The sequence below is a fragment of the Achromobacter colocynthidis genome (assembly GCF_057334535.1).
Genome location: NZ_JBHFIZ010000037.1, coordinates 603,845 through 627,258, shown reverse-complemented (window position 1 = coordinate 627,258; position 23,414 = coordinate 603,845). Strand labels below are relative to the sequence as shown.

Genomic DNA, 23,414 nt, shown 5'->3' with positions numbered 1-23,414 from the left:
CCCATGCTGGCCGTCAGGGCCGGTGGACCAAATGCCGTCTTGAAGTCACGCCCGTGTTTCATTTAAACACGGGCGTGTTTTTTTGTGAAGATACGTTTCTGTAGTTTCTGATGGTAACTGCGCGCAGATCTGTCCCCCTGGGGAAGCGCTTGAAACGGTGATTGTTTTCGGGTCCTTGCGCGCTGAGGGTCAGGAGATATTAAGTATTACCGATACATTATTTTCTATTTTCCATACCAAATCGCCCATAAACTCGACCCGGATTTTTTGGCAAGCGGTCCAGTGGCACCGGCCTTGCTCGTGGGTTGTACCGATGGGGCAGGTTAGTTAAGTCAATGCCAGGTATGGAGATTTTTAGAAATGGGCAGTGTCGGACAGGGCGGGCGGCGAACGTCGAGCCGGCAGGCAAGCGCGCAAATAGTGCGATTTACGGATTAACCCGCAAATTGGGGTGCAATCCGTTTATTTGGCGGTTGTAATGAGATGTTTTAATTAAATAAATAAATTCATATTAATGTCTCAGGTTGATCGATTGGACACGTTTAGCCATCGTCTGCGCAGCGCAAGAATGCTTCAGGGATGGACTCAAAAGGACTTGGCGGTCGCAAGCAACCTCTCGCAAAGCGCTATCGGCAACTACGAAAGCGGCCAGCGCCTGCATCCCTCCAGCGATGCCCTCATCAAATTGACCCGCGCCTTGCGGGTCAGCCCGATGTGGCTCAGCACCGGAGAAGGTCCGATGCTGAATTCCGGTTACGCGGACCCGGCCGCAGCCGCCGAAGACGGAGTCTCTCCACAGCCCGGCTGGCCGTTCGAATCGGTGTCGTACGCCACCTATTCGCGGTTGAGCTTGCAAGAAAAGCGGCAGATAGAACTGGTGCTGGCCGCCTACATCAAGGCACGCGGTGAATAGTCCCGATGGGCTGCGCCGCGCTTTGCGGGCGCCGACGCAGATCGGGAACCGGTGCTGGTGCCGGAACCGGTACCGGCGCGCCGGCTTGCGGCTTGCTGCGCAGACGGCTGCGCAAGCGTTCCACGGGATCGGCGACCAGGCCATTCAACAGCGCTGAAAATCCGATGCTGCCCGCAACCACCAGTGCCGCGAACAGCGTGGGCTGATGCGTTTGGATGTCGTTAAGCAGCCAACCGAACACCAGGATCACCAGTGAATGGCAGATATAGATCGGGTAGCTGAGTTCGCCGATCGCCTTGTCCAGCCGATGCCGCGATTGGAACAGGAACGCCAGCGGCATCAGCGCGGCGAACAGCAGCACGGCCAGGCCGTCGCGCACCGTGGGGCTGATGCTGATCGAGAAGTGCAGCAGCGTGTAGGCGAACAGCACGGCGGTGCCGATTTCCGGCAGGCGGTTCACGCGGCGGGTCCACGCCTTGAACAGCGGCAGCAGCACCTGATGCGATAGCGAGCCGATCAGGAACAGCGCCAGCTCGGTCGGGAAAAATCGGTAGGTCCAAGGGTCGCTCAAGCCGATGCCGGTGGCGATCAACACCCCGCGCAGGGCCAGCGAGGCAGCCAGCAAAGCCAACAGCCGCCGTGGCGAACCCAGCACGAAAGGCGCCACCAGATAGAAGCTCATCTCCACACCCAGCGTCCAGGCCTGCGGCACCAGCAGCCCTTGATACAGCGGCACGTCGCTCTTGGCGAAGCTGCCCGTGAAGGCCAGGGCCGAATCCTGGATGCCGAAGAACATCAGCCAGTCCTGCCCGAAGATGAACAAGTTGGACACCACCAGGAACAGCTCGGCGGAAAAAGGCAGGGCGTCATAGATGCGGAAGAAGGCCCCGCCGCTCAGCACATGCGCCGCGAGCGTCAGCGCCGCCACGGCCAGGTAGATGGGAAATAGGCGCAGGAAGCGATTCGCGTAGAACTTGCCCGTCGCGCCCTGGTAGTTGTCGGTGGCAGTCAGTACATACGAGATCAGGAAACCCGAGATCACGTAAAACAGTTGCACCGCCAGTCGGCCGCCGACGAGGTTGTCGGTGTAACTGCCGCCCAGATGATCCAGCACCACTGAAAGTGCCAGTAAGGTTCTTAAGAAGCCCATCGCCGTGTCTCCCCCGGTAGTTGTTGTTTGCGGCCCCCTCGGACCGGACACCTGCGTTGCTTGATGCGTCTGTAATCGACTTTCTTTCCTGTGCTGCCAGGGTTGCCGGCACCCTGATCTGGAATGATTCTGCGCGCCGCTTGCAGCCGCCACCATGCGGCATTCGATGCAGCTACCCGCATCATCGGCGTGAGACCGCTGACGCAGCTTGCTGCTTTTGGATACCGCTGTAGGGGTGAGATACAAGGACGACACAGGCCTGGCCCGGTTACAGTCGGGGGGTCGAAACCTTCAGGAGACCTACCCATGCTTACCCATCTGTCTTCGCGTTGCCGGCTGCTATGCCTGAGCCTGTTGGCCGCGACACTGGCGGGTTGCGCGGGGTCCACCGGAGGCGCGCGCCCGCAAGGCGCCGCCGCGGCCAATGCCGCCACCAGCGCGGACTCGTTGGCCCAAACCAGTTGGGAACTGGTTCGCTGGGCGCAGGCCGGCGGCGGCTTGCGCGACATTCCCCACGGCGACAACGGCGAACCGGTGCGGCTGACGTTCCTGGCCCAAGGCAAGCAGTACCGCGTCAACGGGTTTGCCGGCTGCAACCGCTATATGGGGTCTTACAAGCTGGAAAGCGGCAAGCTCTTCATCGACGCCCCGGCCACCACCCGCATGGCCTGCGTGCCGCCCGAACGCGCCAAGCTTGAAGCGGACTACCTGCGCGGCCTGACCGCCATCGATACCTTCACGCTGGACAGTGGCGGCGCCCCACGGCACCTGACGTTCAACCTGCGTGGCGGCGACGTGCTGGAATTCGAGCGCCGCCAGGATCCTCCCACGCCGTAAGCCTGTCGTCCCAATGCTGCGGCCCCGGCGATAATGTGGCGTTGTCCGCGCCCGGCGTCTTGTCGGGGCGCGGCTTGCCTTGCTCTTGCTGATTCCGGGAGACCGTTCATGTCCTTTACCGCTTCCTTGCGCTGGCTGGCGCCGTGCGTGTTGTCCTTTGGCCTGGCCGCCTGCGCCGCGCCGTATCGAGCGGCAAACGGGCAGGACCCGCGCTTTCAACCGGCTTCGGCGTCGGACGTGCTGGTGCAGACCAATTGGGACCTGGCCCGCTGGACCCTGCCGGGCGGCGGCTTGCGAACCATTCCGCACCCTTCATCGAATTCCCGGCCGCTGACAGCCAGCTTTGCCCATGTTCAGGGCACCCCAAGCATGTCGGGCTTTGCGGGCTGCAACCAATACAACGCGCCCTATACGGTGGCCAACGGCCAACTCATCGTGCGGGCGAACCCCGTGGCCACCATGATGGCCTGCGCCCCGCAGACGATGAAGCTGGAACAGGACTTCCTGGCGGGGCTGACGCGCATCACCGCCATGTCGCTGGACAACACCAACAACCCGCAGCGCATGACCTGGGTATTAAGCTCCGGCGACACGCTGGACTTCGGCCGCCGTTGAGCGGGATCAAGCCGCAGCCGTCGAAAACCCGCCGGGCCGTGGGCGGCTTGACCCGCCCAGCGATTATGATTACGGGCTTCGCCGTCCGCTTTCCATCGCTTTGCCATGACTTCCGTCGTCAATATCGCCGCTTATAAATTCGTTTCGCTGGATTCCCTGCCCGACCTGCGCGCCCACCTGCTCACGGTGGCCGGAGACTGCGCGCTCAAGGGCACCATCCTGCTGGCCGAAGAGGGCATCAACCTGTTCCTGGCCGGCTCGGCCGAGGGCATCGACGCCTTCCTGCAAGCGCTGCGCGCCGACCCCCGTTTCGCCGACCTGGAAGTCAAGTTCAGCCACAGCGAAGTCGTGCCGTTCCGCAAGCTGCTGGTGAAGATCAAGCGCGAGATCATCCGCATGGACCACCCCACGATCCGCCCCGAATCGGGCCGCGCGCCGGGCGTGGACGCCAAGACGCTGGCGCGCTGGCTTGCCCAGGGCGCCGACGACGCCGGCCGGCCTGTGGTGATGCTCGACACGCGCAATGCCTTCGAAGTGGACGAAGGCACGTTCCACAACGCCATCGACTGGCGCATCGAACGCTTCACGCAGTTTCCCGCCGCCGTCCAGGCGCACCGCGCCGAACTCGAAGGCAAGACCGTCGTCAGCTTCTGCACGGGCGGCATCCGCTGCGAAAAAGCCGCCATCTACATGAACGAGGCGGGCATCCAGAACGTGTACCAATTGGACGGTGGCATCCTCAAGTACTTCGAGGAAACGGGCGGCCCGGGCTATGACGGCAAATGCTTCGTCTTCGACGAACGCCATTCGCTGGATCCGGGCTTGGCGCCTAGTCATTGACGCTTTCTGCGGCAGGTACGAAGGTAACTTCGTCTGATTGGTTCCCCGTATTGCGACCATTAGCCATGCGGTCGCGGTATCTTGCCCTCTGCTACGACTTTTCCAGAGGGCTCCATGACAATATTCCTGATCACACGCCGGACGCGCGTCGCCGCAGACGTGCGCAATGCCGCGACGCCAGCATCTGAATGCGCCGAGGCGTGGCCGGCCATCGCGCGCCCACAAGGCAGTATTGCGGATTTGCTGGCGATGCCGGAGGCGGGTGACATCGACTTCAAGATTCCGATTCGCCAACGACTCCCACGGGTCGCGGACTTCTCGTGAGGTTCATCCTGGACACCAATGTGGTGTCGGAATTGCGCAAGGTCCCTTCAGGCAAGGCCTACGAACGGGTTTTGCATTGGGCCAACAGCGTAGACATCAACGAGCTCTACGTGTCGGTGATCACGGTCCACGAATTGGAAATCGGCGTGCTTCGCCTGGAGCGGCGAGATCCGCGACAAGGCGCGGTCCTCAGGTCCTGGCTCGACTTGCACGTTCTGCCGACTTTTCAAGGCAGGGTGCTGCCTGTCGACGAGGCCGTCGCGTTACGCGGCGCGCAATTGCACATTCCGGACTCGCAACCCTTGTTTGATGGGCTGATAGCGGCCACCGCTTTGGTCCACGGCATGACCGTAGTCACCCGCGACGCGGCCGACTTCCTTCCCTGTGGCGTCAGTGTGCTGAATCCATGGCAGGGTGAGGACGCGGCGCGCGCTTTGTGAAAAAAACCGGCTCGCGGAGGTTGCGCGAGCCGGCTGGTCAGTGGCGTTGCTAGCGCATCCCGATCAGCGGACGCGCATGCCGGGTTTGGCGCCGGGGAAGGGTTCCAGCACGTAGATGCCGGCATCCACCGCTTCGTCGGCGTGGCTGGCGGCCAGCACCATGCCTTCGGATACGCCGAACTTCATCTTGCGCGGGGCCAGGTTGGCCACCATGACGGTCAGCTTGCCGATCAGGTCTTCGGGCTTATAGGCCGACTTGATGCCCGAAAACACGTTGCGATGACGGCCTTCGCCCACGTCCAGCGTCAGGCGCAGCAGCTTGGTCGAGCCTTCGACGTGTTCGCAGTTGACGATCTGCGCAATGCGCAGGTCGACGCGGGCGAAATCGTCGATGGAAATGGTCTCGGCAACCGGTTCGCCGCCGGGCACCACCACGGGAGCGGCGGGCGGCTCGAACAGGTCTTCCAGCATCTGGGGCTCAACGCGCTGCATCAGGTGCTTGAACGGCGCCACGCGCTGCGGCAGCACGGCGGCGTCGGCCCAGGTGAATGGGGCTTGTGCGCCAAACAGCTCAAGCGCAACGCGCTCGGCCAGCGACGGCAGCACCGGGGCCAGCATCACGGACAAGGCCTTGAAGCCCGCCAGCGACCGCGAGCAGATGTCTTGCAGCGCGGCCTTTTGCGCGTCGTCGGCGGTGGCCAGGCCCTTGGCCAGCACCCACGGCTGAGCCGTGTCAAACGCCTGGTTGATGCGGTCGGCGTAGGCCATGATTTCGCGGATGGCGCGGTTGTATTCGCGGGCTTCAAACGCGGCGCGGATGGATTCGGCCTGTTCGGCGTATTCCGCCGACAGCGCCGTGGTGTCGCCGGAATAGCCCAGCACGCCGTCAAAGTGCTTGGTGATGAAGCTGGCGGCGCGGCTGGCGATGTTGACGTATTTGCCGACCAGGTCGCTGTTGACGCGGGCGATGAAATCTTCCGGGTTGAAGTCCACGTCTTCGACGCGGGCATTCAACTTGGCGGCGATGTAATAGCGCATCCACTCGGCGTTCATGCCCAGTTCCAGATAGCGCAGCGGCGAAATACCGGTGCCGCGGCTCTTGGACATTTTTTCACCGCTGACGGTGATGAAACCGTGCACATTCACCTGATCCGGCGTCTTGCGGCCGGCGAACTTCAGCATCGCGGGCCAGAACAGCGCGTGGAAGTAGACGATGTCCTTGCCGATGAAGTGGACTTGTTCGGTGCTGCCATTGGGGTCGAGCAGGGCGTCGAAATCCAGCCCCTTGACCGCGCAATACGACTTCAACGACGCCAGATAGCCCACGGGCGCGTCCAGCCACACGTAGAAATACTTGCCCGGCGCATCCGGGATGTCGATGCCGAAGTAGGGCGCATCGCGTGAAATGTCCCAGTCACCCAGCTTGGCCTCGCCGTCTTCGGCGCCCAGCCATTCGCGGGTCTTGGCCAGCATTTCAGGCTGCAGGTGCTTGCCGCCGTTGGCGTTGGACCCCGTGGTCCATTGCTGCAGGAATTCCACGCAGCGCGGGTCCGACAACTTGAAGAAAAAGTGGTCGGACGACTTCAGCACGGGCGTGGCGCCGGTCAGGGCCGAATACGGGTTGATGAGTTCGGTGGGCGCGTAGACGGCGCCGCAAACCTCGCAGGAATCGCCGTATTGGTCCTTGGCGTGGCACTTGGGGCATTCGCCCTTGATATAGCGGTCGGCCAGGAACATGCCCTTGACCGGATCGTAGAACTGCTCGATGGAGCGCGTTTCGATCAGGTCCTGGGCACGCAGCGCGCGGTAGATGTCGTGCGACAGCGCGACGTTCTCGGCGGAATCGGTGGAATGCCAGTGGTCGAAACGGATGTGAAAGCCATTCAGGTACTGCGGGCGCTCGGCGGCGTAGCGGGCCACCAGCGCCTGCGGCGAGATGCCTTCTTTTTCGGCCTTCAGCATGATCGGCGCGCCGTGCGCGTCGTCCGCACCCACGAAATGCACCGTGTGGCCCGCCATTCGCATCGAACGGACCCAGATATCAGCCTGGATGTATTCCATGATGTGGCCGATGTGGAAGGAGCCGTTGGCGTAGGGCAGCGCTGTGGTGACAAAAAGGGTGCGAGACATGGTTGTCGACAGAGGTTGAAGGAAAAAGGGGATTGGCGGGCCATTTTAGGGCAATGGCGAAGTCTTGCCCGCGACGCCGGCCGCTAACGACACAACCCGCCGATCGCAAGCCTGCGATTCGGGCGGGTTGAAGGGGAAGCGGCCAAGGCGTGGCGCTGGGGCTGGCAGCGCGCGGCTAACAGGCCTCGAGGGCGTACCGTGCAACGACAAGCTTGCGCCGCGTGCGGCGCAAGCCGTCATGCAGCGCCGCCGTTAGCGGATTTCGCGTGCTTCGACGTCGATCACATCACCACGCGGCTGCGTGGCGAACGGGGCGGTGGCGGACTGGAATGGACCCGGTCGGGCGCCTTGGCGTTGGCTCCAGTAGGCGCGGACGCCGAAAGGTTTGCCACGCACCTTGGCGACCACGTACAGGATCGCCACGGCAAGCGCCGTGGAGAGCATGAAGACCAGCGCCATCGCCATACCGATCAAGGCCAGGGCGGCGAATAGGACGGCACGGAAGAAGCGGATAAGTGTGTTGGTCATGAAGGTCGGATGCAAAACGCAGCGAAAGGTTCCCGCGTATCCGCTATCCTTTAGGGGATGGCGGCCCGCAGAAGCCGCGCTGCCTACGGAACCATAGTGACATGAGTATAACGATAGATAACATCCGCGCCGCCTTGCGCGCCGCGCGCGACCCCAACACGGGTTTGGACCTGGGCGTTTCTGTAAAAGATCGTGACATCCAGCTGGCGGGCGCCCGCCCCGCCGTCACGCTGGAATTGGGCTACCCCGCCGATGGCGTGCGCGATGAAGTCGCCGCCATTGCCGCCGCCGCCCTGGCCGCCGCCGGCGTGCCCGATGCGCAAATCACCATTACCTGGAAGGTTGCCGCGCACGCGGTGCAGAAGGGCTTGAAGCCGCTGCCCAACGTGCGCAACATCATTGCCGTGGCCTCCGGCAAGGGCGGCGTGGGCAAGAGCACCACCGCCGTCAACCTGGCGCTGGCCCTGGCGGCCGATGGCGCCAAGGTAGGCGTGCTGGACGCCGACATCTACGGCCCCAGCGTGCCGACGATGCTGGGCATTTCGGGCCGCCCCGAAAGCCTGGACAACAAAAGCATGGAACCGCTGACGGGCCATGGCTTGCAGGCCAATTCCATTGGTTTCCTGATCGACGCCGATTCGCCGGCCATCTGGCGCGGCCCCATGGTGACGCAGGCGCTGGAACAATTGCTGCGCCAGACCAACTGGCGCGACCTGGATTACCTGATCGTCGACATGCCTCCCGGCACGGGCGACGTGGCGCTGACGCTGGCGCAGAAGGTGCCGGTGGTGGGCGCGGTGATCGTCACCACGCCGCAGGACGTGGCGCTGCTGGACGCCCGCAAGGGCTTGCGCATGTTCCAGAAGGTGGACGTGCCGATTCTGGGCGTGGTCGAAAACATGGCCATCCACATCTGCTCGCAATGCGGGCACGCCGAACATATCTTTGGCGAGGGCGGCGGCCAGCGCATGGCCGAGCAGTACCAGACGCCCTGGCTGGGCAGCCTGCCCTTGACGCTGGCCATCCGCGAACAGACGGATGCCGGCAAACCCACCGTGGTGTCGGACGCGGGTAGCGAAGCCGCCGCGCTTTATCGCGGCATTGCGCGCAAGCTTGCAGCGGGCGTCGCGGCGCTTCCGCGCGACATGGCCGGAAAATTCCCGTCCATCGTCGTCCAGCAGCCGACGTGACGCATGCGGTGGGCAGCACGCGCCTTTCTGGCAGGACTCTGCGTGGTGTCGGGCGAGGCCTTGGCCAAGCGCCCGGAAATCATCGTGGACCCAGGGGGCGTGCCCCCGGCCGCGCTGACGGCGATTACCGAGGCGGTTGACGCCATTGCGCGTCTGGCCGAAGACCAGGACGGCGGGGAAATCAACCGGCTGCGTCGGCGCGCGCGCGACGCGACGCTGGCCGCGCTGGCCACGCAGGGGTATTTTTCACCCAAGGTGACGCTGGAGGCGGGTACCGACATCGGCGGAGAAACCTGGGATATCGGCATCGTGGCGGGCAAGCGCACGACCGTCTCGTCCGTGGACCTGACATTCACGGGCCGCATCACGCGGCCAGAATATGCCCAGCGCGTGCAGAAGCTGCGCGACGACTGGCAGCTCAAGGCCGGCCAGCCGTTCATCAATAGCGATTGGAACCGCGCCAAGTCGACGTTGCTGGACGACGTTTCCACGCGCGATTTCATGCTGGCGCGCATGACGGCCTCGCAGGCCGACATCACCGCCGACACGGCCTCGGCCGCCTTGCACGTCACGATCGACAGTGGGCCCCAGGTTCGCATGGGCGAGTTGAATACCGAAGGCTTGAAGCGCGTGCCCAACAAGCTGGTCGAGCGCTACGTGCGCTATTCCGTGGGCGCGGCCTATGACCAGAACCGGCTGGACTCCTGGCAGCAGGACCTGCAATCCACCGCCTTCTTTCGCGGCGCATTCGTGTCGCTGGAGACCCCCGGCAGCGCCCAGTCGCAGGCGACCGACGTGAATGTCGATCGTGCCCGCGCACCGGGCTCCACCGACCTGGCCGCGGAAACGCCGGCGGGCGCCCCGTCCGTATCCGGCGCCGTCCCGCCTCCGCCGCCCACCTATGATTCCGACGGCGAAGTGACCCTGCCGGTGCAGGTGCGCGTGGTCGAAGCGCCGCCCAAGCGCTTCACGGCCTCGATCGGCTTGGACGACGAAGCGGGCGTGCGGGTGGAATCGCTGTACCGGCAGAACGTGGTGTTTGGCCAGCCCGTCACCATGGAAACCGGTTTCGGCGTGGACCGGCTGCGCCAGCGCGCCTACGCCGACTTCCTGCTGCCGCCGACCGAGCGCGGCTACAAGGATTCAATCGGCGTCCTGGCCGACCATTCCGACATCCAGGGTCTGGAAGTGACGCGCTATGCCCTGGGCGCCACGCGCCTGCAAGAGCGCAAGGGCGCGGGCGACAGCCGCGTGGAATACGAAACCCGTTGGGGCCTGTTGCTGGCGCAAGATCACGTGAAGATCGATGGCGGCGACGAATACACCTTGCCCACGCTGACCGCCACGGCCGAATGGCTGCGCCGCGACGTGGACAACAAGTACAACCCGCGCGAGGGCAACCTGATCGCCGTGGGCGGCGGCGTGGGCGTCACGCTGGACACCGGCGAACCCTATACCCGCGCCCGGCTGCGCGCGCAGAAATGGTGGCCCATCGGCAAGCTGGACGTGCTGACCGTGCGCGGCGAGGTCGGGCGGGTGTGGTCCAGCAGCAAGGTGCAGGTGCCTGACGACTTCGGCTTTCGCACGGGTGGCGCGCGGTCCATTCGCGGCTACAAGTACCAGAGCATCGGCGTGCAGCGCGACAACGCGGTGGTGGGCGCGCCCACGCTGGTTGTCGGCAGCATCGAATACGACCATTACTTCGACGAGCGCTGGGGCATGGGTGTGTTTCTGGACGCGGGTGATGCCGCGGAATCGTTCGGCGACATGTCGCTGGCCCTAGGCTACGGCGTGGGCGCGCGGGTGCGCACGCCCGCCGGCCCGCTGTCTCTGGACGTGGCTTACGGCCAGCGTGAGCGCGACCTGCGTCTGCACTTTTCGTTGGGGATCGCGTTTTGAGGATGTTGCGCAAGTTCCTGCGCCAGGTGCTGGTGTGGTGGTTGCCCGGCTTGGCGATGCTGCTGTTGTTGGCAGCCGGCTTTCTGTTCTGGCTGGTGGGGTCGCAGAACGGAACGCGGCTGCTGTTGACGACGGCCGCGCAACAACTGGACGGCCAGGCGCTGGACGTACAGGGTTCGCTGCTGCGCGGCGTAACCGTGGGCAAGCTGGACCTGGATGTTGGCGGCGGTACGCGCATCGACGTCAGCGAGCTGCATCTGCAGGTGAATTGGCGCGCGCTGGGCGACCGGCGGCTGCATGTGCGCGACGTATCGGCGGGCTCGGTGCGCGTGGCCTTGACGACCCAGGCCGACGCGCCTGCCCTCGAGGATGACGGCGAACCGTTTACGCTGCCGTCGCTGCCCGTGGATATCGCGGTGGACCGCGTTGCGTTAGGTGACTTCCACCTGGAACAGGATGGTCAGCCTCTGCCGGTCACGCTGGGCGACCTGAGCGCCACGTTCGCGGCCGGCAAGCAGGGCGCGCAGTTGCGCATTGCCTCGCTGCGCGTCGGCCACGAGATGGGCGAGGCGCAGGTGTCCGGCGAGGCCGAACTCCAAGGCATGGCGGACCCCTGGCCCTTCGCCGCGCGCCTGGACGTGACCGCGCGCGGATCCGGCCCCGACTCTCCCTTGTGCCAAGCAGACAAATTAAGCGGCGTGATGGCGGCAAGCCAGACGGCGGCCGGCAAGCAGCCCGATGCCAAGTCGCCCAAGTCGCCATCCGAAGCGAACGCCAAGCCCGACTCCAAAGCCAAGTCCGATCCCAACGCCAAGTCCGATCCCAAGCGCCCGGCAGATCCCAAGCTCCAGGCCGATGCCAAGACCGGGTCGTCGGCACCCGCCAAGGTCGGCGCCCCGTCCGCCGGCTCGTCCCAGTTGGCAGGCCCGCCGCCGCCCGCCTGCCAAGTGGTGCTGCGCGCCGATGCCGCCGGGTCGATGGAGGGTGTCCAGGCCAAGCTGGACGGCGACGGTTCCGGCTTGCTGCTGAACGTAGTAGCTGACTTGGCGCCGCGCACGGCGTTGGTGTTGCGCAGCGCCCGGGTCAACGTCCAGCTGCCCGACAAATCGGCCCTGGCCGCGCAGTTGGACCTGCAATCCAACCCGGCGCAGCAGGGGGCGGGCCGCGAACGCATCGTGGGCACCTTCAGCGCGCAGCGACTTGATTTGGCGCCCTGGCTGGGTGAGTCCATTCCGCCGGCGGTGCTGACCGTGCGCGGCGACGTGCAGGCAGACATCGAAAACCTGAGCCAGTTGCGCCACGCCGCCGTCGACCTGCGCTTTGAAGACGGCACCCGCTGGAACAAGCAGCCCTTGACCGGCAGCCTCAAGGCCCAAGTGGATATTGCTGCGGTGGCCGATGCCACGGCAGCCGATGCCACGGCAGCCGATGCCACGGCAGCCGATGCTGCGGCAGCCGATGCTGCGGCGGCCACCACCTCCCCGTCCCCCACCGCCGACCCGCTGGCCGGGCTGCGTATCCACGGTCTGGACGTGGACCTGAAACTGGGCCGCAACCGCATCCAGGCATCGGGCGAGATGGACGCCAATGACGGCACCCTGACCCTGGACGCGCAAGCGCCCCAGTTGGACGCTTTCTGGCCCGGCATCCCCGGTGGCGCGGAACTCAAGGGCAATGTCGCCGGCACCGTGGCCGCGCATCGCGGCGAGCTGAGCGCCGGCTATACGCCCGCCAAAACGCGCGCGGGCGTCCTGGGCCAAGCCCCCGCCAAGGCCAATATTGTCTTCACCGGTGGCTGGGGCAAGGGCCCGGCAGGCCAGCCTGACTCGGCCCTGGTCGGCTGGCGCGGCGCCTTTTCGCGGCTGACGGCGGATACCGCCGGCTTCACCGTGGCGGCGGACCGGCCGGTGTCCTTGGCCTATCTGCCCTCGGCCGTGCATCCGCAATGGCAATGGCAGGTCGGGCAGACCGTGCTCAGCGTGACCTTGCCGGGCAAGGAACGGCTGACCCTGTCGCACCAAGGCTCGCGCGGGGGTGGCAAGCGCTGGGAAACCGCCGGCCAGGCCGACAACCTGGTCATTACCGCCGCCATGGCCCGCCAGGTGATCGGCGCCATCGACCCCGACGCCGCCAGCAAACTGGGCAAGGGCCCGTCGCGCGTGAACGCCATGGTGCCCGAGGGCCAGCGCCGCATTGCGCTGGACTTGCTGTGGGACCTTAAATTCGACGGCCGGTTGGCCGGCAAGGCCCGCATCGCCCGCCGTGAAGGCGATCTGCTGATTCCCGGCGACCCGCCCATTCCGCTCGGGTTAAAGGCATTGGTGCTGGATCTGACCGCTACGCCCACGTCCCCCAACGCCAGCCGCCTGGACGCCAAGATCAACCTGGCCACCAATAAGATGGGTACCGTCAGCGGCACCGGCACGGCCGTGCTGCGCATGGACGCCAACGGCGGCATGGCCCTGGACGAGCGCCAGCCCCTGCGCGCCAAACTCGACGCCGACATTGCCGACCTGGCCTGGGTCAGCCTGTTCGTGGGCGACACGATGGAAGTGGGCGGCGCGGTCAAGGCCAATATCGATGTCCAAGGCACGCTGGCCGGAAAATGGGCGGCCACCGGCACCATCCGGGGCGACAAGCTGCGCGTGGTGCGCATCGACGACGGCGTGCGCCTGGTCGACGGCACGCTGTCGGCGCGGCTGGATGGTCAGCGCCTGGTGCTGGACAGCCTGCGCTTTCCGGCGGCGCTGCGCGTGATGCCCGCCGAATGGCGCACCAAGGAATGGATCACGACCAACCCGGAGGCCAAGGGCGGCTACGCCGAGGCGAGCGGGCAGTGGAACATCATGGATGGCGGCGGCAACATCAAGCTGACGCTGTACCGCTTCCCGGCGCTGCAACGCTCGGACCGCTACGCCATGGTCTCCGGCACCATCAACCTGACGGCGGCCATGCCGCGCATCGATATCGTGGGCGACCTGAAAGCCGACGCCGGCTGGTTCAGCCTGGAAATCCTGCAGGGCGTGCCGTCGCTGGACGACGACGTGAGAGTCATCCGCGCCGGCGAGGACGGCGCCACGGTATCCACGCCGCTGCAAACCAGCATGAACCTGAAGTTCGACATGGGGCCGCGCTTCTACATCACGGGCATGGGGCTGGACGCCGGCCTGCTCGGTTCCATCCGGATCCTGCTGAATGACGGTCGCCTGACGGGTGTGGGCGCCTTGCGCACGCGGGGCGGCGGCATCGAGGCCTATGGCCAGAAGCTGCGGCTGACCCGTGGCACGCTGACGTTCCAAGGTCGGCTGGACAACCCGATACTGGATATCGAGGCGTTGCGGACGGGCGAACAGGTGGAAGCCGGTGTCAAGGTGGTGGGCACCGCCCAGCGTCCGCGTATCGACCTGGTGTCCTACCCCGATGTCAGCGACGTGGAAAAGCTGTCGTGGCTGCTGCTGGGCCGGGGGCCCGACGAAAGCGGCAGCGACGCGGCGCTGCTGGTATCGGTGGGCACCGCGCTGCTGGGGGGCGGGCAGCCGTTCTACAAGCAGTTCGGACTGGACGACGTCAGCGTGCGTACCGGCAACATTGGCAGTTCGGGCAGCATCCTGCCCGACCGCACCGTGGCGGGTAACGTAAACCGGGACAGCAACAGCCAGTTGGCCACCCAGTTCCTGGTGGCCAGCAAATCGTTCGCCAACGGCATTACGCTGAGCGTCGAGCAGGGGCTGGCGGGTAGCGATACCGTGGGCCGGGCCAGTTACCGGCTGGCGCGCGGGTTGTCGGTGGACCTGAAGGGCGGATCAGTGAACGGTATTGCCCTGGTCTACCGGACGTTCTGGGGGAACTGAGTAAAATGGCCCCCACTTCATCCCCTTTAGCACCATTGCCACCATGAGCATCAAAAGCGACCGCTGGATCCGCCGTCAGGCCGACGCCGGCATGATCGAACCCTTTGAACCGGGCCAGGTCCGCACGGCCAATGGCGGGCGCATCGTCAGCTACGGCACCAGCAGCTACGGCTACGACGTGCGTTGCGCCGACGAATTCAAGATCTTCACGAACATCAATTCCACCATCGTCGACCCCAAGAACTTCGACGAAGGCTCGTTCGTGGACTTCAAGGGTGATGTTTGCATCATCCCGCCGAACTCTTTCGCCCTGGCCCGCACGGTGGAATACTTCCGCATTCCGCGCAGCGTGCTGACCATCTGCCTGGGCAAGAGCACCTACGCGCGCTGCGGCATCATCGTCAACGTGACGCCGTTGGAACCCGAATGGGAAGGCCACGTCACGCTGGAATTCTCGAACACCACGCCGCTGCCCGCCAAGATCTACGCCGGCGAAGGCTGCGCGCAGATGCTGTTTTTGGAAAGCGACGAAGTCTGCGAGACCTCGTACGCGGACCGGGGCGGCAAGTACCAGGGCCAGCGCGGCGTGACCTTGCCGCGCACCTGATGGCTCAGCGCGCGGGCGCCGCGCGCTGGCCGTTGAGCGGTTGCTGATGCAGTTGTTGATGCCCTTACTGGCGTCGTTACTGACGTAGTTCCTGACGCGGACACTCGCGCAGGTAGTCAATATCCCATTCGGTCTCGCCGGTCTGCACGAAGCCGTGCCGGCGATAAAACCGGTTGGCGTCGCTACCGCGTAGCGCGCCCACGCTGACCGGCAACCCACGCCGGTCGGCGTCTTCCAGAATGCCTTGCAGGACACGGCCGCCCAAGCCCTGGCCCTGCGCGGCGGGTACCAGATACAAGTGGTCCAGCCGCAGGCCCTGGCCCTCTGGCCGCAGTGCATAAAACCCCACCCGTTGTCCGCCCTGTTCTATCCACCAGGTGCAATCCGGGCGGAAGTTGTCGCGTAGCCGCGCGCGTGCCCGGTCGGCGTCAAAGCGGCCCACCCGTTCCAGGCTGTCGCGCATGGCCTCGACGCGAATGTCCGCCAGCGCGTCGAAATCAGCGGCCGCAACGGGTGCGATTCGCACGTCGGTGTCGTCCGCCAGCTCGTCATAGCCCCGGCCCAGGAATTGCAGAATGCAGATGCCATGGCCGTAGGGGTCGCTCAGGTGCGCGATGCGGCCCCAGGCGTGGGTCGTGGCGGCGTCTTCCAGGTGCGCGCCGGCCGCCACGGCCTGATCGACCGCGCGGTCCACGTCGGGCACCACCACGTCCAGATGCACCGGCGTCCAGTGGCGCGCATAGTCGCGCCATTGCGGCGAGGCGCTGGTCGCGCGCGTGCCCGCGGCTTTTTCAAGCAGGTAGATGGGGGCGTTGGCGCCGTGCATTTCCGCCGCCTTCGGCCCCAGCCGTCGATGCAGCGTCAGCCCGAATGCGCGCTGATAGAAGTCAACGGCGTGATCCAGATCGGGCACATCGATATTGACGAGAAGCTGCATGAAGGCGTTCCTGTGTGAGACGGAAGAAAACCATATCACGCACAAGGTGCGTCCGCGGTGTTGCGGCGCAAGCGCTAAAGAACCCCCGCCCGCGACCGTAAAAAGGATATATGTGTTTGCCGATTTGGCGACGTCATCTCTGCAAGCTGAGCAAGGCCCGACCCCCGTGCGTTACCCCCATATTCCCTGGCTGCCCCTGTTGTTTTATCCCGCGCTGCCAGTCGCCGCCGCGGTCGCGCTCATGCTGTGGCGGGAATGGCCGCCGGCGCTCACATTGATTGTGCCGTTCGTGCCCTGGGTGATGGCGTTGATTGGCGCGGCGATCTGCCTGATGTACCAGCGTTCGCAAACCTTGGCGCTGATGCTGTGCGTGCTGGCCGCCACCGTGTTGTGGCCAACGCTGGCGCGCGAAGCGCCCTGGGCGCTGGGGCCCGCGCTGGCGTGGTGGGCGGTGGCTTACACCATCAACGCGCTGTGGGCGGAACGTTCCAACATGCTGCTGGACCTTGCCTTGCGCGCAGGGCTGATCGCCGTCGGTGTGGCGGGCATTGCACTGATCGGCAAGGACGGCATGGTGGAAGTGTTCGGCACCCTGGCCGTGCAAGGCAAGCTGGCGCGCCTGGGCGTGCCCATTGAAGCCCTGGTGGCGCTGCTGGGCACCGGCTTGACGCTGACCTTGCTGCTGCTGCGCTACGGGCGTCCGCAGCAGGCGGGGCAATGGTTGGGCTTTGTGTGCATGGCGTGGGCCTTGCCGCGCGGCGAGCATCACCCGATTGAACTGGCCCTGATGTCGGCCGCGGCGCTTACCGCGCTGTGCATCTCGCTGGCGCACGAAGGCTTTCACATGGCGTTTCGCGACGAGCTGACCGGTCTGCCGGGGCGGCGCGCGCTGAACGAACGCTTGCAGCGCATGGGCCGCGTGTACACGCTGGCGATGGCCGACGTGGACCATTTCAAGGCGTTCAACGATACCCACGGGCATGACGTGGGCGACCAGGTGCTGCGCATGGTGGCCTCGCAATTGCGGCGCGTGCCGGGCGGCGGCCAGGCGTATCGCTACGGCGGCGAAGAATTCACGCTGGTGTTCCCCGGCAAGACGGCGGCCGAAAGCATGCCGCATCTGGAGTCGGTCAGGCGAGCCATCGAGGCGTACCAGATGCGCTTGCGCGATAAGCCGGCGCGGCCCAAGGCGGACCAGCTCGGCCAGCGTCGGCGCGGCGCGCGTGGTGGACGCAATGCGCGACCGATGCGTGTCACCGTCAGCATCGGTGTGGCCGAGCGGGGCGACGCCTTGCGCGCGCCCGAAGCGGTGATCAAGGCGGCCGACCAGGCGCTGTACAAAGCCAAGGATGGCGGGCGCAATCAGGTGTGCGCCTATGGCGCGCGGCGGCGCGGTTCGGCGGCATGACCGGGCCTGATTGGGTCTGATCGGGCCTGATCGGGTCTGACAGGGCCTGGCGGGGCTGCGAGGCCGGACAAGACCTTGAACGATCCTCGCCCGTGCGCGCTACTTGCCGTCGAGCGGCAGCGCCATCAAGGTCTCGTCATAAAGCTGGCCGTTCACGCACAGCGATTCGCGCTCGGTGCCGTATTCCGCGAACCCCAGGCTGGCGTACAGCGATGCTGCCGCCGCGTTGTTGGCGGTGACGCTCAACTGCACCTGGCGAATGCCGCGCATGGTGCGCGCGTGCGCAATGGCGGCTTGCATCAGCAGCCGGCCCAAGCCAAGGCCGCGCTGCGCGGGCGCGACATACATGCTCCAGATGTGCGCCTTGTGGCGCATCTTCAACTTGCGCTGGCGGCCCACGCCCACGATGCCCACCAGCGACTCGTCGTCAAAGACGCCGAACATCGCGCCATCGTTCTGCGGCGCGATCCACGCCTGGATATCTTCCAGTGTCAGCGTGTGTTCCTCTTCGTAACTTGATCCGAACGATTCGGGCGTTTCAATCAGCGCATCCAGGCGCAGGCGTCGTAAAGACGGGGCATCCGGGGTGGTCAGGCGTCTGACTAGCGGTAGGGGCATGGGCGTCAAGTGTTGGGAATAGGTAACGTTGGTGGGCCTTGCGGGGCAGTATAGGCAAAGCCGCCGCCTATAATCGGGCTATTGCCGCTTGCGGTTTTCACAAAGGAGCCAACGATGTTCGGTTTCCTCAAGATAAACCAGGACGCCAATCTCGACGAAGTGCAGGGTGCATTTGTCGAGCGGGTGGCGGACGCCGCGCAACACTTTGTCGAAGTCGCCGAATCCACCGGCGCCGTGCTGGACTACTCCCTGTCCAGCATCCATGCGCTTGATGACGCGCTAGAGGCCGCCCACCTGGGCAGCCTGCCCCTGACCCCCATGCAGACCGTCGGCGCCGCCGCCTACCTTTACGAGGTGGGTCGCCGCGCGCATGGCGGCCTGTATGAAGTCTGCGACGACGACGACCCCGTCGTGCTCGTATGCGGCGCCCCCGGGGCCGAAGTCTGCTTTGGCGCCATCGCCAAGGTCGAGCGCCGCATCCGGGACGGGGCCACCGAGTCCATTCCCGCCTACTTCGAGCAGTTCACCTCGGCCTTGCGGGCCGGTGAGGCTTGCACCATCCGGTAGGTTTTCCCCTTGGTAGCCGCTGCCGCCGCGCCGAAAGCCGCCGCTTTTGGCGCGATGACAACGGCCGTTCGGCCTATCTGGGGATTTCCCGTAGGACTGAAAGAAAAACAGCCCTACAATTCGGCCATTCCCGCCTGTCGGCGGGGGCTCGCGCCGTCTGTCATCAGCCGGATTTTTACTAGCAGTACACTCGCGCCGCGTTACGCGTCCGAACCCGCCATGCCCCCAGGAGCGCCTGCATGAAATTTCGCTTCCCCATTTTCATCATCGACGAGGACTACCGTTCCGAGAACGCGTCCGGTTTGGGTATTCGTGCCTTATCTGAAGCGATCGAGGCCGAGGGCGTCGAGGTGATCGGGGTAACCAGTTATGGCGACCTGAGTTCGTTTGCGCAACAGCAAAGCCGCGCCAGCGCCTTCATCCTGTCGATCGACGATGAAGAGTTCGACGTGGACTCGCCCGAGGACGTGGCCAGCGCGATCAAGAACTTGCGTATGTTCATCGGCGAACTGCGTTTCCGCAACGCCGACATCCCCATCTATCTGTATGGCGAGACGCGCACGTCGGAACACATTCCGAACGACATCCTGCGCGAGCTGCACGGCTTCATCCACATGTTCGAGGACACCCCCGAATTTGTGGCGCGCCACATCATCCGCGAAGCGCGCAGCTACGTGGATTCGCTGCCGCCGCCGTTCTTCCGCGAGCTGGTCAAGTACGCGCAAGACGGTTCGTATTCCTGGCACTGCCCGGGCCACTCGGGCGGCGTCGCCTTCCTGAAGAGCCCCGTGGGCCGCATGTTCCACCAGTTCTTCGGTGAAAACATGCTGCGCGCCGACGTCTGCAACGCCGTGGACGAACTGGGCCAACTGCTGGACCACACCGGCCCCGTGGCCGAGTCCGAACTGAACGCCGCCCGCATCTTCCACGCCGACCACTGCTTCTTCGTGACCAACGGCACGTCCACGTCCAACAAGGTCGTGTGGCACGCCAACGTCGCGGCCGGTGACGTTGTCGTGGTGGACCGCAACTGCCACAAGTCGATCCTGCACGCCATCACGATGACGGGCGCGATCCCGGTGTTCCTGCGCCCCACGCGCAACCACCTGGGCATCATCGGACCGATCCCGCTGGAAGAATTCCACCCGGACAACATCCGCAAGAAGATCGAAGCCAACCCCTTCGCGCGCGAAGCGGTGAACAAGAATCCGCGCATCCTGACGCTGACGCAAAGCACGTACGACGGCGTCATCTACAACGTGGAAATGATCAAGGAACAGCTCGGCAGCTATGTCGATACGCTGCACTTTGACGAAGCCTGGCTGCCGCACGCCTCGTTCCACGAGTTCTACCAGGACATGCACGCCATCGGCCAGGACCGCCCGCGCAGCCAGGACGCGATGGTGTTCGCCACGCACTCCACGCACAAGCTGCTGGCCGGTATCTCGCAGGCCTCGCAGATCATCGTGCAGGAATCCGAGACCCGCAAACTGGACCGCAACGTCTTCAACGAGGCGTACCTGATGCACACGTCGACGTCGCCGCAGTACGCGATCATCGCGTCGTGCGACGTGGCCGCCGCCATGATGGAACCGCCCGGAGGCACCGCGCTGGTCGAGGAAAGCATCCGCGAAGCGCTGGACTTCCGCCGCGCCATGCGCAAGGTGGAATCGGAATTCGGCAAGAACGACTGGTGGTTCAAGGTCTGGGGCCCGAACCGCCTGGTGTCCGAAGGCATCGGCAACCGCGACGAATGGATCCTGGAAGCCAACGACCACTGGCACGGCTTCGGCGAAATGGCCGAAGGCTTCAACATGCTGGACCCGATCAAGGCCACGGTCATCACGCCGGGGCTGGACATGTCGGGCAGCTTTGGCGAAACCGGCATCCCGGCCGCGCTGGTGTCCAAATACCTGACCGAGCACGGCGTGGTGGTCGAAAAGACCGGCCTGTATTCGTTCTTCATCCTGTTCACCATCGGCATCACCAAGGGCCGCTGGAACACGCTGTTGACCGCGTTGCAGCAGTTCAAGGACGACTACGACCGCAACCAGCCGCTGTGGCGCATCCTGCCGGACTTCTGCCGCGTGCATCGCCGCTACGAGCGCATGGGCCTGCGCGATCTGTGCCAGGAAATCCACGAAGCCTACCGCGCGCGCGACGTCGCCCGCCTGACCACCGAGATGTACCTGAGCGACATGGTGCCGGCGCTGAAGCCGTCGGACGCATTCGCCCGCATGGCGCACCGCGAGGTTGAGCGTGTTGACATCGACAAGCTGGAAGGCCGCGTCACGGGCGTGCTGCTGACGCCGTATCCCCCGGGCATTCCGCTGTTGATTCCGGGCGAACGCTTCAACCGCACCATCGTGCAGTACCTGCAATTCGCGCGTGAATTCAACGAGCGCTTCCCCGGCTTCGAAACCTATATTCACGGCCTGGCCGATGAACTGGGTCCGGATGGCGAAAAGCGCTACTACGTTGATTGCCTGATCGAAGAATAAGACCCGGCGGGTCTGGAGTCCTGATGTTTGATGTAGCCGTACTCGGCGCCGGCGCCGCTGGCATGATGTGTGCAGCGGTAGCCGGCCAGCGCGGCTTGCGCGTGGTGCTGGTCGACCACGCCGAGCGCCTGGCCGAGAAAATCCGCATTTCGGGCGGCGGCCGCTGCAACTTCACCAACATCGGGACCGGACCCGCCAATTTTCTGTCCGATAACCCGCATTTCTGCCGCTCGGCACTGTCGGCCTATACGCCGCAGGATTTTCTGGCGCTGATGAAGCGCCATCACATCGCCTGGCACGAGAAGCATCGTGGCCAGTTGTTCTGCAACGATTCCAGCGAATCCATCATCGACATGCTGCGCGCCGAGTGCGACGCGGGCAATGTGCAGTGGCGCATGGGCTGTTCGGTGGCCGAGATCAGCCATGGGGAGCAGGGGTTCGAACTGCGCACCAGCCAGGGCGTGATCCGCGCGGCCAAGCTGGTGGTGGCCACGGGCGGCATGGCGATCCCGCAATTGGGCGCTACCGACTTTGGCTTGAAGATTGCGCGCCAATTCGGCTTGAAGGTGGTCGAGCCGCGCCCCGCGCTGGTGCCGCTGACCTTCGACCCGGCGCAATGGCAGGCGCTGTCCGAACTGTCGGGCGTGGCGCTGGAAGTGGGCCTGCACACGGGGCAGGGCAAGACGCGTGGCGAATTCCTGGAAGACCTGCTGTTCACCCATCGTGGCTTGTCCGGGCCGGGCATCTTGCAGATTTCCAGCTATTGGAAACCGGGCGAGCCCATCGTCATCGATCTGGCGCCGGGCCGCGACCTGGCCGAAGAACTGCTGGCTTCCAAGTCGGGCAACCGGCAGCAATTGCATACCGTACTGGCGGGGTTATGGCCCAAGCGGCTGGCCGACCGCTGGCTGCATCTGGCGGAGCAGGGCGGCAAGCCCGGCCTTGCCGCGATGCGCCTGGCCGACGCGCCGGACAAAACGCTGCGCGCGTTGGCGCAAGACATCCATCAGTGGACGCTGGTGCCCAGCGGCACGGCCGGCTATAAAAAAGCCGAGGTGATGCGCGGCGGCGTCGATACACGCGGCCTGGACCAGAAATCCATGCAAGCCAAAACCACCCCCGGCCTTTATTTCATTGGCGAAGCCGTGGACGTGACGGGCTGGCTGGGCGGCTACAACTTCCAATGGGCCTGGGCTTCGGGCGTGGCCTGCGGCAAGGCGCTGTAGTTGGTGTTGTAGTTGGGTGTTGCCGTCATCGCTGTGATGAAGCAGTGATGGCGCGGTGATGGCGCGCTAATGTTGCGGTAATGGCCCAACATCCACGCCGTCATTGTTTTATCAAATAAAAATACATATCATTTATGTTTTCGATTTCGACTGGCACCTTTCGATGCAAAGGCACCAGTCCCACGGAGACATGCATGCCCTATACCCTTCCGACGCTGCCCTACGCCTATGACGCCCTGGAGCCTCACATCGACGCGATGACGATGGAGATCCACTACAGCAAGCATCATCAAACCTACGTCACCAGCCTGAACGCGGCGCTGGATGGCGCCGGGATCAGCACGGAAGAACCCGTTGAAGCTCTGGTCGCGCGCCTGGACCAATTGCCGGAAGCCATACGGGGCGCGGTCCGCAACCATGGCGGTGGCCACGCCAACCACAGCTTGTTCTGGTCCGTGATGTCGCCCGAAGGCGGCGGTGAACCCGATGGCGCGCTGGCCGCCGCCATCGACGCCGAACTGGGCGGCCTGGCCGCCTTCCGCGAGGCCTTCACCAAAGCCGCCTTGACCCGCTTCGGCAGCGGCTGGGCCTGGCTCTCGGTCACGCCCGCCGGCAAGCTGGTGGTGGAAAGCAGCGCCAACCAGGACAGCCCGCTGATGCAGGGCAACACCCCGATCCTGGGCCTGGACGTCTGGGAACACGCCTATTACCTCAAGTACCAAAACCGTCGCCCTGAATACATTGGCGCCTTTTACAATGTCGTGAATTGGTCCGAAGTGGCTCGCCGCTATGCGGCTGCGAAGGGCTAAGCCCGCTCTGTGACGGAGGCAGCC

20 protein-coding genes are annotated in these 23,414 nt (G+C 64.9%); 15 read left to right on the top strand and 5 right to left on the bottom strand.

Translation table 11 applies throughout. The features are described from left to right. Positions 1-514: 514 nt before the first annotated feature. Positions 515-913: a helix-turn-helix domain-containing protein gene (locus ACE04A_RS22555; protein ID WP_259250372.1), complete on the top strand. Its 399-nt coding sequence runs from the start codon at positions 515-517 to the stop codon at positions 911-913. Here the strand turns inward: ACE04A_RS22555 and ACE04A_RS22550 are convergent. Further along, entirely contained in the window at positions 894-2,063 is a 1,170-nt protein-coding gene (locus ACE04A_RS22550) for an acyltransferase family protein (RefSeq protein WP_448716493.1), read from the bottom strand. The two genes, ACE04A_RS22555 and ACE04A_RS22550, sit on opposite strands and share 20 nt — an antisense overlap. Before the next feature lie 306 nt (positions 2,064-2,369). Between ACE04A_RS22550 and ACE04A_RS22545 the strand changes: the two genes are divergently transcribed. From ACE04A_RS22545 to ACE04A_RS22525, 5 genes are all read left to right on the top strand, one after another. Beyond that, on the top strand, positions 2,370-2,900 hold the full coding sequence (locus ACE04A_RS22545; RefSeq protein ID WP_259250368.1) for an META domain-containing protein: 531 nt from the start codon (positions 2,370-2,372) through the stop codon (positions 2,898-2,900). A gap of 108 nt (positions 2,901-3,008) precedes the next feature. Continuing rightward, positions 3,009-3,515: an META domain-containing protein gene (locus ACE04A_RS22540; RefSeq protein ID WP_448716492.1), complete on the top strand. Its 507-nt coding sequence runs from the start codon at positions 3,009-3,011 to the stop codon at positions 3,513-3,515. A gap of 105 nt (positions 3,516-3,620) precedes the next feature. Beyond that, the gene (locus ACE04A_RS22535; RefSeq protein ID WP_448716490.1) at positions 3,621-4,355 is read left to right on the top strand and encodes a sulfurtransferase; all 735 of its coding nucleotides are present in this window, start codon (positions 3,621-3,623) and stop codon (positions 4,353-4,355) included. A 114-nt stretch (positions 4,356-4,469) separates the two neighbouring features. Then, entirely contained in the window at positions 4,470-4,679 is a 210-nt protein-coding gene (locus tag ACE04A_RS22530) for a hypothetical protein (RefSeq protein ID WP_448716489.1), read from the top strand. After that, complete coding sequence (locus tag ACE04A_RS22525) at positions 4,676-5,119, top strand: type II toxin-antitoxin system VapC family toxin (protein WP_100854402.1); 444 nt, start codon at positions 4,676-4,678, stop codon at positions 5,117-5,119. Before ACE04A_RS22530 ends, ACE04A_RS22525 begins: the two co-directional genes overlap by 4 nt. Positions 5,120-5,182: 63 nt before the next feature. On the opposite strand, the gene metG is transcribed toward ACE04A_RS22525, so the two are convergent. After that, positions 5,183-7,249, bottom strand: coding sequence for a methionine--tRNA ligase (gene metG, locus ACE04A_RS22520; RefSeq protein ID WP_259250363.1), 2,067 nt, complete (start codon positions 7,247-7,249; stop codon positions 5,183-5,185). Positions 7,250-7,501: 252 nt separating this feature from the next. Beyond that, positions 7,502-7,777, bottom strand: coding sequence for a hypothetical protein (locus tag ACE04A_RS22515; RefSeq protein ID WP_050448114.1), 276 nt, complete (start codon positions 7,775-7,777; stop codon positions 7,502-7,504). Between the two features lie 101 nt (positions 7,778-7,878). On the opposite strand from ACE04A_RS22515, the gene apbC reads away from it, so the two are divergent. Genes apbC through dcd form a run of 4 tightly spaced genes read left to right on the top strand, consistent with a single transcriptional unit; the run spans position 7,879 to position 15,324 of the window. Next, entirely contained in the window at positions 7,879-8,967 is a 1,089-nt protein-coding gene (gene apbC, locus ACE04A_RS22510) for an iron-sulfur cluster carrier protein ApbC (RefSeq protein WP_448716487.1), read from the top strand. Between the two features lie 3 nt (positions 8,968-8,970). Further along, positions 8,971-10,866: an autotransporter assembly complex protein TamA gene (locus ACE04A_RS22505; RefSeq protein WP_485820542.1), complete on the top strand. Its 1,896-nt coding sequence runs from the start codon at positions 8,971-8,973 to the stop codon at positions 10,864-10,866. Between the two features lie 2 nt (positions 10,867-10,868). Then, positions 10,869-14,717, top strand: a complete 3,849-nt coding sequence (locus ACE04A_RS22500) for a translocation/assembly module TamB domain-containing protein (protein ID WP_485820541.1) — start codon at positions 10,869-10,871, stop codon at positions 14,715-14,717. Positions 14,718-14,760: 43 nt separating this feature from the next. Beyond that, on the top strand, positions 14,761-15,324 hold the full coding sequence (gene dcd / locus ACE04A_RS22495; protein ID WP_006221748.1) for a dCTP deaminase: 564 nt from the start codon (positions 14,761-14,763) through the stop codon (positions 15,322-15,324). A 76-nt stretch (positions 15,325-15,400) separates the two neighbouring features. Here dcd and ACE04A_RS22490 read toward each other — a convergent pair whose 3' ends face one another. Next, positions 15,401-16,261: a GNAT family N-acetyltransferase gene (locus tag ACE04A_RS22490; protein ID WP_485820540.1), complete on the bottom strand. Its 861-nt coding sequence runs from the start codon at positions 16,259-16,261 to the stop codon at positions 15,401-15,403. Positions 16,262-16,427: 166 nt separating this feature from the next. Between ACE04A_RS22490 and ACE04A_RS22485 the strand changes: the two genes are divergently transcribed. Beyond that, the gene (locus ACE04A_RS22485) at positions 16,428-17,669 is read left to right on the top strand and encodes a GGDEF domain-containing protein (protein ID WP_259250351.1); all 1,242 of its coding nucleotides are present in this window, start codon (positions 16,428-16,430) and stop codon (positions 17,667-17,669) included. Between the two features lie 99 nt (positions 17,670-17,768). Here the strand turns inward: ACE04A_RS22485 and ACE04A_RS22480 are convergent, their stop codons facing one another. Beyond that, on the bottom strand, positions 17,769-18,287 hold the full coding sequence (locus ACE04A_RS22480; RefSeq protein ID WP_448716482.1) for a GNAT family N-acetyltransferase: 519 nt from the start codon (positions 18,285-18,287) through the stop codon (positions 17,769-17,771). Positions 18,288-18,401: 114 nt separating this feature from the next. On the opposite strand from ACE04A_RS22480, the gene ACE04A_RS22475 reads away from it, so the two are divergent. From ACE04A_RS22475 to ACE04A_RS22460, 4 genes are all read left to right on the top strand, one after another. Further along, positions 18,402-18,854 carry a hypothetical protein gene (locus tag ACE04A_RS22475; RefSeq protein ID WP_485812279.1) on the top strand — a complete coding sequence of 151 codons (453 nt, stop codon included), beginning with the start codon at positions 18,402-18,404 and terminating at the stop codon, positions 18,852-18,854. A gap of 239 nt (positions 18,855-19,093) precedes the next feature. After that, the gene (locus ACE04A_RS22470) at positions 19,094-21,355 is read left to right on the top strand and encodes an arginine/lysine/ornithine decarboxylase (RefSeq protein WP_046805107.1); all 2,262 of its coding nucleotides are present in this window, start codon (positions 19,094-19,096) and stop codon (positions 21,353-21,355) included. A 23-nt stretch (positions 21,356-21,378) separates the two neighbouring features. Next, complete coding sequence (locus tag ACE04A_RS22465; RefSeq protein ID WP_391437617.1) at positions 21,379-22,581, top strand: BaiN/RdsA family NAD(P)/FAD-dependent oxidoreductase; 1,203 nt, start codon at positions 21,379-21,381, stop codon at positions 22,579-22,581. 194 nt (positions 22,582-22,775) lie between these two features. Continuing rightward, the gene (locus ACE04A_RS22460) at positions 22,776-23,390 is read left to right on the top strand and encodes a superoxide dismutase (protein WP_438859254.1); all 615 of its coding nucleotides are present in this window, start codon (positions 22,776-22,778) and stop codon (positions 23,388-23,390) included. Positions 23,391-23,414: the final 24 nt, after the last annotated feature.

What these genes read in the sequence shown, in the direction of transcription:
- ACE04A_RS22555 (WP_259250372.1), top strand. Translation starts at nt 515, where the DNA reads ATGTCTCAGGTTGATCGATTGGACACGTTTAGCCATCGTCTGCGCAGC.
- ACE04A_RS22550 (WP_448716493.1), bottom strand. Translation starts at nt 2,063, where the DNA reads ATGGGCTTCTTAAGAACCTTACTGGCACTTTCAGTGGTGCTGGATCAT.
- ACE04A_RS22545 (WP_259250368.1), top strand. Translation starts at nt 2,370, where the DNA reads ATGCTTACCCATCTGTCTTCGCGTTGCCGGCTGCTATGCCTGAGCCTG.
- ACE04A_RS22540 (WP_448716492.1), top strand. Translation starts at nt 3,009, where the DNA reads ATGTCCTTTACCGCTTCCTTGCGCTGGCTGGCGCCGTGCGTGTTGTCC.
- ACE04A_RS22535 (WP_448716490.1), top strand. Translation starts at nt 3,621, where the DNA reads ATGACTTCCGTCGTCAATATCGCCGCTTATAAATTCGTTTCGCTGGAT.
- ACE04A_RS22530 (WP_448716489.1), top strand. Translation starts at nt 4,470, where the DNA reads ATGACAATATTCCTGATCACACGCCGGACGCGCGTCGCCGCAGACGTG.
- metG (WP_259250363.1), bottom strand. Translation starts at nt 7,249, where the DNA reads ATGTCTCGCACCCTTTTTGTCACCACAGCGCTGCCCTACGCCAACGGC.
- ACE04A_RS22515 (WP_050448114.1), bottom strand. Translation starts at nt 7,777, where the DNA reads ATGACCAACACACTTATCCGCTTCTTCCGTGCCGTCCTATTCGCCGCC.
- apbC (WP_448716487.1), top strand. Translation starts at nt 7,879, where the DNA reads ATGAGTATAACGATAGATAACATCCGCGCCGCCTTGCGCGCCGCGCGC.
- ACE04A_RS22505 (WP_485820542.1), top strand. Translation starts at nt 8,971, where the DNA reads ATGCGGTGGGCAGCACGCGCCTTTCTGGCAGGACTCTGCGTGGTGTCG.
- ACE04A_RS22500 (WP_485820541.1), top strand. Translation starts at nt 10,869, where the DNA reads ATGTTGCGCAAGTTCCTGCGCCAGGTGCTGGTGTGGTGGTTGCCCGGC.
- dcd (WP_006221748.1), top strand. Translation starts at nt 14,761, where the DNA reads ATGAGCATCAAAAGCGACCGCTGGATCCGCCGTCAGGCCGACGCCGGC.
- ACE04A_RS22490 (WP_485820540.1), bottom strand. Translation starts at nt 16,261, where the DNA reads ATGCAGCTTCTCGTCAATATCGATGTGCCCGATCTGGATCACGCCGTT.
- ACE04A_RS22480 (WP_448716482.1), bottom strand. Translation starts at nt 18,287, where the DNA reads ATGCCCCTACCGCTAGTCAGACGCCTGACCACCCCGGATGCCCCGTCT.
- ACE04A_RS22475 (WP_485812279.1), top strand. Translation starts at nt 18,402, where the DNA reads ATGTTCGGTTTCCTCAAGATAAACCAGGACGCCAATCTCGACGAAGTG.
- ACE04A_RS22470 (WP_046805107.1), top strand. Translation starts at nt 19,094, where the DNA reads ATGAAATTTCGCTTCCCCATTTTCATCATCGACGAGGACTACCGTTCC.
- ACE04A_RS22465 (WP_391437617.1), top strand. Translation starts at nt 21,379, where the DNA reads ATGTTTGATGTAGCCGTACTCGGCGCCGGCGCCGCTGGCATGATGTGT.
- ACE04A_RS22460 (WP_438859254.1), top strand. Translation starts at nt 22,776, where the DNA reads ATGCCCTATACCCTTCCGACGCTGCCCTACGCCTATGACGCCCTGGAG.